The organism is Rhodohalobacter sp. 614A (assembly GCF_021462415.1).
Lineage (GTDB): Bacteria > Bacteroidota > Rhodothermia > Balneolales > Balneolaceae > Rhodohalobacter.
Window position 1 is genome coordinate 1,161,701 of record NZ_JAKEDS010000001.1, and the last position, 13,013, is coordinate 1,174,713.

The window sequence follows — 13,013 nt, forward strand, 5'->3', positions numbered from 1 at the left end:
TTTCCTCAAAAAATGGGGGTGATTATTTTACAGATTTCTTCACACAGATTTTTGAGCTCCGGAGTGATGGCATCTTTCGTGTGAGAATCGATATCAAGTTCACCCAGAAAAATACCATTCTTCATGATGGGAACGACAATCTCTGATTTCACATCGAGGCTGCAGGCCAGATAATTATCCGCCTGGCTTACATCCTGTACAACAAATGTATCCAGTGTTTCGGCAGCCTGGCCGCAAATTCCCTTTCCAAAAGGGATACGGATGTGGTCGGTCGGTTCGCCAACATAAGGTCCTAAAATCAGCATTTTATCTTCCTCCGGAGAAGTGAGGTAAAAGCCCGTCCAATCAAATACGTCAATTTGTTCGTCTAACAGTTCACAGATTGCGCGGAGTTTGTCATCGCGTTTTTGATCGGTACTTACAATGGATTCAACCTTGTTGAGAATGGCTTCTTTATTCATAACGTCTGTTTGGTAGTCTTGGGATTTTGAAGTGTAAAAGTAACAAATCCATAGATTGTATCATTTATTAAAATTCGGTATTCACAATTGATTTAATCATCTATATCTTTAAAGATATGTTTGAAGCAATAACAGAGACGATACCGGAACACACATCTACCATACTCGGAATTGCCGGTTTACTTTTCGCAAGTTTTACCTCGCTTTTTTCGGTTGTAAATCCTTTGGCTGCAATACCTGTTTTTTTATCACTTACAGGCCGGTTCAGCGATCAGGAAAGAGTTCAGACTGCAAAAAAAGCGAGCTTCTATATGTTCGGAGTACTCATTACATTTCTCTTAATAGGAACATTTATCCTCAGCTTTTTTGGCATATCGCTTGCCGGAATTCGAATAGCGGGGGGATTAATCATTATGAGGGCCGCATATTCAATGCTTAATCCGGAAAAAGGGGGAAGAAAACTGACAAAAGAGGATGAGGTTGCAGCTTTGGAAAAAGAGGATATCTCCTTTAGTCCACTTGCTCTGCCTTTGCTTTCGGGACCCGGTAGTATCGCTGTAGTAATCGGTTTTGCAACCCAGGCCGACGGGCTTACTGATTATTTGATAAACAGTGGGTCTATTGTACTGGTGGTATTGGTTACATACGGTATTCTACGCTTAGCACCCATTTCAGCCAAATATATCGGGCCAACAGGTCTCAATATCATGACACGACTGATGGGCTTTATTGCGCTTGCAATAGCCGTTCAATTTATTCTGAGCGGAATATCACGTTATTATGGAATCGTAATTTAAAATGAAGAGATAAAGCCATGGACTTAAGACAAGAAATGCAGCACCTTTTTCAATTCGATTTATGGTGCACACAAACTTTGGTTGATATAGTTACTGAAAATGCTCCTTTTAAAGAACAGGAAACCTGCATCTCCCTTCTTTCACATATTGTTAATGCCCAGAAAATTTGGTACCGCAGGGTTATAAAAAGTTCAACCGAAAATGAAGTTGGTATTTGGGATGCACATGATCTTGAAATTTTGAAAAGCAAAGCCAGGAAAGCCAATCAAAAATGGATGGATTTTATTGCCGACCATGAAGTTAACATGGATACAGAAATCCATTATCAAAACTCAAAGGGGATGGATTACAGCAATTCTATCTGGGAAATCTGTAATCATCTGATTATTCACGGACAACACCATCGGGCACAAATTTCACTTTTTCTGAGAAATTCAGATATTAAACCGCCAGCGATTGACTATATTCACTACGCAAGGATGGCTAAATCCGCTGAATTCTTAAACTAAAAAACCCGATCTCCTGGAAACCTTAGAGCAGATTATTGTAACCTTTGCTAACTATGCGTGGGGTACGCCCCTGTTGGTATTATTGGTTGGTGGAGGTGTATTCTTCTTGTTTTTCAGCCGCTTCATGCCGTATCGAAATTTCAAACATGGTATTGAGGTGCTGACCGGTAAATACGATGATCCCAATGCTCCGGGAGATATCAATCATTTCCAGGCCTTGTCGAGTACGATGGCGGCAACCATTGGTATGGGAAATATCAGTGGTGTTGCTATCGCACTCGGCGTGGGCGGCCCCGGCGCCATTTTTTGGATGTGGGTGACGGCCATCGTGGGCATGGCCACCAAGTTTTTTACATGTACTCTCGCCATTATGTACCGCGGGAAAGATTCCAGTGGAAAGATCCAGGGCGGGCCGATGTATTACATTACCGAAGGTCTCGGGAAAAAATGGAAACCTCTCGCCATGTTTTTCAGCCTTGCCGGTTTGATAGGATGCGCGCCCATGTTTCAGGCCAATCAGCTTACCCAGATTATTCGTGATGCACTTCTTGCCGAGAATTCGGTTTTAGGATATGATACAATGATTCTGGCAAATTCAGTTTTTACTGTGGAAGGATTTCGCCTCTCGGATATTATTGTCGGATTGATTCTGGTGACACTCGTTTCGCTTGTGATTTTTGGCGGAATCAAACGGATTGGCAGTGTGGCTTCGCGAGCTGTTCCGTTGATGGTTATCATTTATGTGTTTACGGTGGTCTATATCCTTATCGCAAATATCTCTGAGGTTCCCCAATATTTATGGTTAATTGTAACCGATGCTTTTTCCGGCGAGGCGGCCGCAGGTGGTGCGCTTTGGGTGGTGATTTCAAATGGAGTCCGCAGAGGTGCATTCTCAAATGAAGCCGGGATCGGAACCGAGGCAATGGCGCATGGCGCGGCTAAAACTGTTGAACCCGTACGGGAAGGTTTGGTCGGGATGCTGGAACCGGCTATTGACACACTTCTTGTTTGCTCAATGACTGCACTGGCCCTTTTAATGACGGGTGCCTGGGTAGATAATTCCGTGGATGGAATTACCATGACAGCCGTAGCATTTGAGACGGCCATTCCTTCCGTGGGTGTTTATTTGCTGATTTTTTGCGTCTTTATTTTCAGCATTACCACCATGTTTACCTACTCGTATTACGGAACGAAATGTCTCAATTTTCTGGCGGGGGCGCATGTACAGCATTATTACAATTATTTTTATGTGTTCACCATTTTCTTCGGATCCATTACTACTATCGATATTGTTGTAAACCTGATTGATGGAATGTTTGCCATGATGGCCATTCCTACCATGATCGGAACCTTGTTATTGGCGCCAAGAGTTGTGGATGCAAGCAAGGATTATTTCTTCAGAAAAAAACGCGGCGATTTCGAACTGTAAATTCACGTAAAGCTTTGGCTTGAATCTCCGCTGATTATTTAAAAATCCCGCGAAGATTCCTTACCTTACAGAGCTTACAAAACAATAGTAAAATTGAATTTGTTGCGGGACATTAATTCCGACGAATCAATTAATGAATTAACCCAAGAATTTGACTCATCATGGCAAAAGAATTTGATGTTTGTGTAATTGGAACCGGCCCTGGTGGCTATGTTGCCGCCATCCGTGCCGCACAGTTAGGATTTAAAACGGCAGTTGTAGAAAAACGATTTTTAGGAGGCGTTTGCCTCAATATTGGCTGTATTCCAACCAAAGCCCTGCTTCGTTCAGCAGAAATCTTTGAATCAATCGCTCACGCTTCTGATTATGGCGTGGATGTAAAAGGCTATTCTGCGAATTTTGAAGGAATGATTAAGCGCAGCCGGAATGTAGCCAACAAAATGAGCCGAGGGGTTCAGTTCTTGATGAAGGCTAACAAGATTGAAGTATTTGAAGGCACCGGCATTTTCAAATCCAGCAAAGAGCTTTCCGTTCAAAATGATGATGGCAAAGAGCAGGATACGATTAAAGCCAAACATTTTATTGTTGCAACCGGCGCTCGTGCGCGGGAGCTTCCAAATTTGAAGATCGATGGCGAGATGATCATCAGTTCCGAAAAAGCCATGCAGCTTGAGAAGCAGCCTAAGAAAATGGTGATTATCGGTGCAGGAGCGATCGGTGTTGAGTTTGCCTACTTCTATAATACAATCGGTACAGAAGTTACGTTGGTTGAACTGATGGACTCGCTGGTACCTGTTGAGGATGAAGAAGTCGGGAAAGAACTTGGCAAGATTTATAAGAAGAAAGGAATTAACGTCCTTACCAAAAGTTCTGTCGAAAAAGTAGAGAAAAAAGGCAAAGGCGTAAAAGTGACCATCAAAACCGATGATGGAAACAAAGAAGTAGAAGCCGATGTAGTTCTTTCTGCTGTGGGTGTGACCGGAAATATCGAAAATATCGGGCTTGAAAAAGCCGGTGTGGAAACCGAAAAAGGCGCGATCAAAGTGGATCGGTCTACGTACAAAACCTCTGTGGATGGAATTTATGCCATTGGCGATGTGATTGGCGCTCCATGGCTGGCTCACAAAGCCACTCACGAAGGTGTTGTACTCGCTGAAATGCTTGCAGGAGAAAATCCCACTCCGGTTAATTACGACAATATTCCGGGCTGTACGTATTGCGAACCTCAAATTGCATCCGTCGGCTATACCGAGAAGCAAGCCAAAGAAGAAGGTTACGATGTGATGGTTGGGAAATTTCCATTCTCAGCAAGTGGTAAGGCAACAGGGCTCGGCCACGAAGAAGGATTCGTAAAAGTTGTATTTGATGCGAAATACGGTGAATGGCTCGGCTGCCACATGATCGGTTCTCATGTAACAGAATTGATTGCTGAAGCCGTGGTTGCCCGAGATCTTGAAACAACCGGACACGAAATCATCAACGCCGTGCATCCACATCCAACCATGAGCGAAGCCGTGATGGAAGCTGTGGCAGAAGCCTATGGCGAAGGTGTTCACCTCGGGTCAAAGCCCAAAAAGAAGAAATAACTGAGAAGAAGTTTAATACTCAAAGCCGAAGCATTCATCGTGTTTCGGCTTTGTTTTTTTAAGCGTCCTGCAAAACGGATTCATAGTTATATTTCTCCATCACATCTTTCAGCTCCGCTTCAATCGTTCGGGCTTCGTCTGCACTTATGTAATCCGCCCAGTTTTTGGTCTTCTCTTGTATTTTTTTTGACAGGTTTGGATTTATTCCCTCAATCTTCAGCGAAGGCTCATCTTCCTTAATAGGTTCTTCCTCAAACGGTTCATGCAGGAATTCACATATTTTTCGAAATGAATCTTCCGGTGAGTTTACAAAATCTTCGTAGCGAAGCAAATAAGCCTGTGGTGAATCCCGTAGTTCTTCTGCGGCTTCTGCATAAGTTCGATATCGTTCTGTGAATTCGTCTACACGAAGTTTTAACCAGTCCATTTCAGGATGCTCCTGAAGACGTTTCCTGTAAGAAGAATATACATCAATGGGATGGCGGAAAATGATCAGAATTGATGCTTGTGGAAACGTATGAGTTATCCGGCGATGATTTAAAAGATGAATAGGAGTTTTTTCAACAATCCGTTCACAGCCTCTCGCTTGTCGGGCAAAAGCAAAATATTTTCTTATCATGGAAGGATTTCCGGACAGCTTCCAGGCACTGAATTCATCCAGGACTTTAAAAGGTATAGAAGCCGTTTTGAGAATCTTTTGCCAAATCTTTTCTCCCTTTATTGATTGTAAAAATTGGCTGAATATTTTTTCATCATTCAGCATGTATTTTTTTAAAGACTGCCATTCTGATTCTTCAGATAATGCAAGTAAAGGTTGACGAAAAATTTTTGTCTCCTCCAGGCAGAGTTCTTTTGGCGCAAAAGAAGAATGTTTTACAAGTGTACGATACAAAAGACTCGTTCCGCTTCGTGGATGTGCTGTTATAAAAACAGGATTCAGATGATTTTTTGAACTCATAAAATTGGTGATCAGACCGTTGGGTGACAAAGGTGAAAGATAACATTTCAATCACGTAGTTTGAACAAATTTAAATAGTGTATTATCTATAAAGTAGTTACATTTAGCGGACTTCATAAGAAGCTCTTAAAAAATGAAAATTACAGTCAGTCATATACCGGTCATTGTCTTTACGATTCCGCACATCTAAGCGGACAAGACTCCCGTATGCTGTAGCTCTTCTTTTCTGAAGACTGACTTTCCGGCCAATCTGGGCCAGCCATTTCTTTTGACTATCCTTTACCTGTTTAATTTTTGCGTGATTGTATGAAAAATCAATTAGACGAATCACTATCTGAAAATCTTGAACCATCCAAACAGCAGACTCTCTGGCAAGATATTGTTGGCTCTGTAAAGGGAATGGAATACGATTTTACCTCCGGAAGTACCGGCAGGGCAATTTTGCTGCTTTCCATCCCAATGGTTCTCGAGATGATGATGGAATCGGTGTTTGCCGTGGCGGATATCTTTTTTGTTTCTAAACTGGGACCGGAGGCTGTTGCCACAGTCGGTATCACGGAATCTATAATGACCATTTTGTATGCCGTAGCGATGGGTTTAAGTATGGGAACCACGGCCTTGGTCTCCCGAAGAATCGGCGAGAAAAATAACCGGTCGGCATCCATTGCTGCTGTGCAGTCCGTGTTGATTGGAATCGTTGTATCCATTCCTGTAGCTCTTTTGGGAATTTTTCTTTCGCATGAACTTCTCGGTTTGATGGGAGCCTCCGAAACCATCATCACCGAAATGTACACCTACACCATGATTATGATGGGAGGTAACATCGTAATTATGCTTCTTTTCATTGTAAACGCCGTATTTCGGGGTGCAGGAGATGCGGCAATCTCTATGCGCGTATTATGGTTTGCAAATTTGTTGAACATTATCCTGGATCCAATCCTGATATTTGGGCTGGGGCCTGTTCCAGCTTTTGGAATTGCAGGTGCAGCCATTGCAACAACTCTTGCCCGGGGCCTGGGAGTAATTTATCAATTCTGGGTTTTGGCCGGTAAAAACTCACGGATAAAAATCGATCGACATGATTTAAAACTGAACCTCGAAGTTATGAGCCGTCTTGTGAAAGTTTCCATGGGCGGAATTGGCCAGTTCCTGATTTCAACAGCCAGCTGGGTAGGCATGGTGAGAATTATTGCAGAGTTTGGCAGTACGGCACTGGCAGGTTATACAATCGCTATTCGAATCGTGATGTTTTCGTTATTGCCTTCCTGGGGAATGAGTAATGCTGCGGCTACTCTTGTCGGGCAAAATCTTGGGGCCGGAAAACCAGGTCGCGCCGAGCGTTCAGCCTGGGTTTGCGGATTTGTGAATACGGGATTTTTGGTTCTTCTTGGGATTTCGTTTTATCTGTTTTCCGATCAGTTGATCCGGTTGTTTACACCCGAAATAGATGTGATTGCAGTAGGAGCCAAAGCGCTGAAAATCATCGCTATCGGTTATCTTTTTTATGGGATGGGTATGGTGATGGTTCAGGCTTTTAACGGTGCCGGTGATACGGTTACGCCAACCTGGCTCAACTTCATATGTTTCTGGCTGATAGAGATTCCATTAGCCTGGTTTCTGTCAATGAATATCGGACTGAATGAAAATGGTGTGTTCTGGTCTATTGTTATAGCAGAATCAACATTTGGCATGATAGCGATGTGGATTTTTACCAAAGGAAAGTGGAAAGGGAAAGAGGTGTAATTTCAATGGGATCCGCGAAGTTTAAAACTTCGCGGATCTGTATCAACAATTAATAAGAGTAAGCCACTCGGTTAATTGTACTCAAAAGAGACTTTTCATTTTCAGCATCTCCCAAAAGTTGCCAGATCATAATTCCGGACGCTTCTTCTTTTGCTAAAACGGTTTTCCGGATGATCGTGGGAATTCCATTATAATAGATGGTATAATCGCCCGGCAAAGGCCATTCATCCACCCATTCCGAGCCGGGATAGGTGGTGGTTATCTCTTTATAATTCATGCTTCGCGGAGGATTGCCAGGGACGGTACTAAAAGCATATCCATAAAAAGGAACGCCAAGCACAATCTTTTCCTTCGGAATATTTCTCTCCGATTTGAAATAATCAAGATCGTCAACAGCATTTTGAAAAGTAGAATGTGGTCCGGGTTGATCCGGTCGCCATGGACCGGTTCGGTCGTAAACCATGATATTCATAAAATCGTATTGGGCAAGTGCCTTATCCGTAAGTTGATCTTTATAGTAAACGGCAATTGCAGCAGTCATAAGTTTGTTGTGAGATCGCAGTTTTGTCCCAAGTTCGGTAACGAAAGGTTCGTAATTTTTATCAATGGCACTCCCTTCAAGATCCACATCCACACCATCGAGATTATACTTCAGTACTTGATCTACAAGATTATCAATCAACCTTGATCGGTATTGGTCTGTCAACAGATGTTTGTAATGAGGATAATGCCCGCCTCCGCCGATAGAGAAAAGTACGTTTACATTTTGATCATGAGCTTCATCAACAAAATCAGATAAACCTGACAGATCCAGATTGTAATTACCAAGAGAATCGGGATTGAAAAACCAGAGATTGACATGGGTAAGTTGGTCAAAAGGCACACTTTGAGGATCTGCCTCAATCGCTGCCCGGATTGAGTAGTACCCTACAACTCTGAAGGAATTCTTGCTCCGGGATTCATCAAAATTTGACTCTTTTCCTGATTTATTTTGAACCGTTGAAGTGCCGGTACAACTCCAAAATAAAAATGGGAGTGAAAAAAGTATTAATACGGCACAGAAAAGGCGGTTTTTTGAAAATTTTTTCATAGACCAGTTTAAAATTAAAAGCGGTTTTTTTGGAAATAATTAGCGTTTCCACACATAAACTTAACAATGTTAATGTAGATTTATAATAGAGAGAATAAAGAATCTCCAACTACAAGTATTACCATAAACTACAGAGAGGTGAGAACTCATGGAAGACAGAAGATTAATACCTGACCATAACATTCGCACGAAACCTGAAAAAAACCTTCGCAACTACTACACCATTTTTCTTGAAGTAGGGCTTATCTTGGCATTGTTGATATTAACCGTTCTCGCAAGAGTCCAATTTACAGCTGAAGAGGTTGATATTCCGGTTTTGGAAGAACAAGAAGTGATAGAGATGGAAGAAATCGTTCAAACCAAACAAATTGAACGTGTTCCGGCTCCTCCTCGTCCCCCGGTTCCGGTAGCGGTTCCAAATGATGAAATCATAGAAGATGTAGACATTAATATTAATGCCGAACTGGATTTTAACGCTACACTGGAACTGCCGCCAGCTCCTCCCGCACAAGCTGAGGAAAAACAGGAAGAAGAAGAGGAAGATTTCTTCGTACTGGTAGAGCAAATGCCTGAATTGATCGGTGGATTGGGATCTCTTCAACAAGAGATTGTATATCCTGAAAGAGCCATTCGTGCTAATATTGAGGGACGTGTTTACGTACGTTTTATTGTCAACGAACAAGGCCAGGTTGAAAAACCGGAAGTTGTTCGGGGAATTGGCGGAGGCTGTGATGAAGAAGCACTCCGTGTTGTTAAATTGGCGAAATTCAAACCGGGTTTGCAACGGGGAATTCCGGTTAGGGTTCAATACAATTTGCCAGTGATATTTAGAATAAAGTCTTAGATGCCGAAACATTAATAAGTCATCTTAATGTAGTTGAAGGAGATAATCGTAAAGTGGGTTCAGGAATGAACCCACTTTTCCATTTTTTGGTTATCTTTTGTACATGATGAATTCAATTGATGTTTATGATTTGGGTAGCGCCCCATACCGGGCTGTATGGGACCTCCAAAAACGTGCTCAACAATCTTTGATTAAGCAGAAAAGAGGAGAAAATTCAGACCATAAAGTACTGAATGATATCCTCTTTTTTGTTGAACATCCCCATGTGTATACACTTGGCAAAAGCGGTGATTCGACTCATCTTCTAAAAGGCCTTTCCGAACTTTCCAGCATCAATGCAGAATATATTGAAATTGATCGCGGAGGAGACATAACCTACCACGGACCCGGCCAAATTGTGGGATATCCAATCCTGGATCTTGACCGTCATTTCACCGATATCCACAAATATCTTCGGTTCCTGGAAGAAGTGATGATTCGAACGTGTGCAGATTTTGGTGTGTCTGCCGGACGAATTAAGGGATTGACGGGTGTTTGGGTCGGCCAGGAAAAAATATGCGCTATGGGAATCCACTGTTCAAGATGGGTTACCATGCACGGTTTTGCGCTGAATGTAAATACCGATTTGAGTTATTTTCAACATATTATTCCATGCGGAATCAAAGACCGAGAAGTAACCAGTCTTTCAAAATGTGTTGGCCATCCTGTTGATGAAACCGAGGTGAAAGACATCATTATCAAACATTTTGCAGATGTATTTAATGTAAAGATGAATAAACCCGATTCTGTGCCTGACACCTATTCGCAATTTTCGTACCTTTAGTTCCTAATAAAGAAGTCGTGTACGGCTTAGGTTGATTTATGATTAAAGAACTTGATGTTATAGAGAAGTCCGGGCCCGGCCAACGTCGCCCCGATTGGTTGAGAGTAAAACTTCCCTCCGGGCAAAAATTTAAAGAGGTTTCACAAACCATTAGTGATCATAAGCTGAACACGGTTTGTTCGGAAGCCCGTTGCCCGAATATGGGTGAGTGCTGGGGAGCCGGCACGGCAACATTTATGATTTTAGGTGATGTTTGCACGCGGTCGTGTTCGTTTTGTGCGGTAAAAACCGGCCGCCCGCCTAAAGGTCTTGATTGGGATGAACCCAAACGTGTAGCCGATGCAGCCCATAAAATGCAACTAAAGCACGTGGTACTTACCTCCGTCAACCGTGATGAACGAAAAGACGGTGGAGCGCCTATATTTGCGGAATGCCACAAAGTACTTCGTGAAACGATTGATGGCGTAACCATAGAGTCACTTATTCCCGATTTTCGTGGAGTGTGGGATGCTTTGCAGATTGTTATTGATACGCCGCCGGATGTATTGAGCCATAATCTGGAGTCGGTTCCGCGGCTTTATCGAAATGTGCGGCCGCAGGCAAAATACGAGCGGTCGTTAGAGCTGCTGCAGCGGTGTAAGGATCAGGGACTTCGGACAAAAACAGGTATCATGGTTGGATTGGGAGAAACCCGTGAAGAGGTTATTCAACTCATGCAGGATTGTGTAGATCATAATGTGGATGTTCTGACAATCGGACAATATATGCAGCCAACAAAAATGCATCATCCGGTTGTGGAATGGGTTCACCCCAAACAATTTGCCGAGTACAAAGAAATCGGCGAAACATTGGGCATAGAGCATGTTGAAAGCGGGCCTCTTGTTCGCTCTTCGTATCACGCTGAGCGGCATGTCTGACAAATTTAGTTGATCAGTTCGGTTCTACTGATTCGTTTTCTTATTTTCGGAAAAAATGAATATTGAACGGAAACGCTTCCAATGCTTGCACTAATCGTTGTAATCATAATTAGTTATTTGATCGGTTCAATTCCCAGTTCTCTGTGGACAGGGAGGCTCTTCTTTAAGGTGGATATTCGCGACCATGGAAGTGGAAATGCCGGCGCCACAAATACTTTCAGAATTCTGGGATGGAAAGCCGGTGTAGCCGTTCTTCTGTTCGATTTTGGTAAAGGATTGCTGTGTACAACTCTTGTCAGCCGGCTGGCATGGATCATTGGCAGCGGACCGGTTCGTATTTATCCCGGTTGGGATGTAGAGCCGATGCTTCTCATTGTATGTGGTGTGGCGGCTGTAATAGGCCATATGTTTCCGGTATACGCCAACTTTTCCGGCGGTAAAGGTGCCGCCACAGCTTGTGGAATGTTGTATGGAATTGAGCCGATTTCTATCAGTATTTCGCTGGCCGTTTTCCTGATTTTAATGTTCTCTACGCGGTACGTTTCGGTTGGATCTATAGCAGGTGCCATCGCATACCCGATTACACAACTGATTTTACGGTATGGTTTCGGTTGGGATATTGACGGAAGCATTTTACTATTCAGCAGCGCACTCGCTATCGGAATCGTTATCAAGCACAAAGGCAATATTAAAAGATTGTTAAACGGTACTGAAAACCGAGTTCGTTCGTTTAAACCTGCAAAGGGAAAATTGAATAAAGAGCAGACAGCAGCGTGAAAAAAATAAGCATTTTAGGAGCGGGAAGTTTTGGAACCGCAATAGCCGTTGTATTAGGGCAGAGCGGGTATCCAATTACCATTTGGGCCCGGGAACCAGAAGTTGTAGACGGCATCAACGAAACAGGATATAACCCGGAGTACATTTCGGATGTTGAACTCCCAAAATCTGTAAAGGCAAGCCATTCTATTGAGGATACTTTGAAAGGCGCAGATATGATTGTGTTTGCAACGCCATCTCACGCTATTCGTGAGGTTGCCAACAAGGCAAAAGAGTTTGTAACGGGTGATGAAATCATTGTTTCTGTTGCAAAAGGTATCGAACAGGATACGTTAATGACACCCTCACAAATTTTAGTAGATGTGTTGGAAGGAGCTGTGTTGGAAGATCAGATTGGAATTCTAACCGGACCAACCCATGCCGAGGAGGTAAGCAAATTCAAACCAACGGCAATTACGGCCTCTGCATATTCCAAACGGGCAGCGAGAATTATCCAGGAAACGTTTATGACACCGATGTTCCGCGTATACCTGAATCATGATATCCTGGGAGCTGAAATTGGCGGTGCACTGAAAAATATTATGGCGATTGCCGCAGGAATTATTGACGGCGCTGAATTAGGCGATAATGCCAAGGCGGCACTTATGACGCGTGGCCTGCACGAGATGAAGCGGATGGGATGCGTGTTGGGAGGCTCACAGGACACGTTTTCCGGTTTGACAGGAATGGGAGATTTAATCGTTACCTGCACAAGTCAGCACAGCCGGAATCGTTATGTAGGATATAACATTGGCCGCGGTTTGTCGTTACAAGAAATTACTTCGGGCATGAACATGATTGCCGAAGGTGTAAAAACCACGAAGTCAGTTCATCAATGGTCCCGGCGAAACAATATTGAGATGCCCATAACCGAAGCTGTGTATAAAGTGTTATTTGAGAAAATGGATCCCAAGGATGCCGTGAATGAGTTGATGACGCGCAATGCCAAAGACGAAATTATGATTTAAATTGGTTTCAGACGGTCTGTAAATCTTATAACTTCATGAAGTTATACATACGGCTCTTCATGAAGACTTCAA

The 13,013-nt window shown here is 43.1% G+C and carries 13 protein-coding genes; 10 read left to right on the top strand and 3 right to left on the bottom strand.

The features are described from left to right. Positions 1–5 precede the first annotated feature (5 nt). Entirely contained in the window at positions 6–461 is a 456-nt protein-coding gene (locus L0B18_RS04515; RefSeq protein ID WP_234568273.1) for a GAF domain-containing protein, read from the bottom strand. A gap of 116 nt (positions 462–577) precedes the next feature. Here L0B18_RS04515 and L0B18_RS04520 point away from each other — a divergent pair, with 116 nt between their 5' ends. From L0B18_RS04520 to lpdA, 4 genes are all read left to right on the top strand, one after another. Continuing rightward, complete coding sequence (locus L0B18_RS04520; protein WP_234568274.1) at positions 578–1,258, top strand: MarC family NAAT transporter; 681 nt, start codon at positions 578–580, stop codon at positions 1,256–1,258. A 17-nt stretch (positions 1,259–1,275) separates the two neighbouring features. Then, positions 1,276–1,767 carry a DinB family protein gene (locus L0B18_RS04525; RefSeq protein ID WP_234568276.1) on the top strand — a complete coding sequence of 164 codons (492 nt, stop codon included), beginning with the start codon at positions 1,276–1,278 and terminating at the stop codon, positions 1,765–1,767. 124 nt (positions 1,768–1,891) lie between these two features. Further along, entirely contained in the window at positions 1,892–3,196 is a 1,305-nt protein-coding gene (locus L0B18_RS04530) for an alanine/glycine:cation symporter family protein (RefSeq protein WP_234568278.1), read from the top strand. Between the two features lie 161 nt (positions 3,197–3,357). Continuing rightward, positions 3,358–4,782 (top strand): dihydrolipoyl dehydrogenase, encoded by a 1,425-nt coding sequence (lpdA, locus tag L0B18_RS04535; RefSeq protein WP_234568280.1) that lies wholly within the window; start codon positions 3,358–3,360, stop codon positions 4,780–4,782. 58 nt (positions 4,783–4,840) lie between these two features. Here the strand turns inward: lpdA and L0B18_RS04540 are convergent, their stop codons facing one another. Further along, positions 4,841–5,740, bottom strand: coding sequence for a sulfotransferase family protein (locus L0B18_RS04540; RefSeq protein WP_234568281.1), 900 nt, complete (start codon positions 5,738–5,740; stop codon positions 4,841–4,843). Between the two features lie 306 nt (positions 5,741–6,046). Between L0B18_RS04540 and L0B18_RS04545 the strand changes: the two genes are divergently transcribed. Beyond that, the gene (locus L0B18_RS04545; protein ID WP_234568283.1) at positions 6,047–7,483 is read left to right on the top strand and encodes an MATE family efflux transporter; all 1,437 of its coding nucleotides are present in this window, start codon (positions 6,047–6,049) and stop codon (positions 7,481–7,483) included. Between the two features lie 49 nt (positions 7,484–7,532). On the opposite strand, the gene L0B18_RS04550 is transcribed toward L0B18_RS04545, so the two are convergent. Then, the gene (locus L0B18_RS04550) at positions 7,533–8,573 is read right to left on the bottom strand and encodes a glycosyl hydrolase family 18 protein (RefSeq protein WP_234568285.1); all 1,041 of its coding nucleotides are present in this window, start codon (positions 8,571–8,573) and stop codon (positions 7,533–7,535) included. Positions 8,574–8,721: 148 nt separating this feature from the next. Between L0B18_RS04550 and L0B18_RS04555 the strand changes: the two genes are divergently transcribed. The 5 genes from L0B18_RS04555 to L0B18_RS04575 all read left to right on the top strand — a co-directional run bounded on the left by L0B18_RS04555 (position 8,722) and on the right by L0B18_RS04575 (position 12,941). Continuing rightward, the gene (locus tag L0B18_RS04555; protein ID WP_234568286.1) at positions 8,722–9,417 is read left to right on the top strand and encodes an energy transducer TonB; all 696 of its coding nucleotides are present in this window, start codon (positions 8,722–8,724) and stop codon (positions 9,415–9,417) included. A 103-nt stretch (positions 9,418–9,520) separates the two neighbouring features. Next, on the top strand, positions 9,521–10,240 hold the full coding sequence (gene lipB, locus L0B18_RS04560) for a lipoyl(octanoyl) transferase LipB (protein ID WP_234568288.1): 720 nt from the start codon (positions 9,521–9,523) through the stop codon (positions 10,238–10,240). A gap of 38 nt (positions 10,241–10,278) precedes the next feature. After that, complete coding sequence (gene lipA / locus L0B18_RS04565) at positions 10,279–11,157, top strand: lipoyl synthase (RefSeq protein ID WP_234568289.1); 879 nt, start codon at positions 10,279–10,281, stop codon at positions 11,155–11,157. A gap of 81 nt (positions 11,158–11,238) precedes the next feature. Next, on the top strand, positions 11,239–11,934 hold the full coding sequence (plsY, locus tag L0B18_RS04570; RefSeq protein ID WP_234568290.1) for a glycerol-3-phosphate 1-O-acyltransferase PlsY: 696 nt from the start codon (positions 11,239–11,241) through the stop codon (positions 11,932–11,934). Then, positions 11,931–12,941 (top strand): NAD(P)H-dependent glycerol-3-phosphate dehydrogenase, encoded by a 1,011-nt coding sequence (locus L0B18_RS04575; protein WP_234568292.1) that lies wholly within the window; start codon positions 11,931–11,933, stop codon positions 12,939–12,941. Before plsY ends, L0B18_RS04575 begins: the two co-directional genes overlap by 4 nt. Positions 12,942–13,013: the final 72 nt, after the last annotated feature.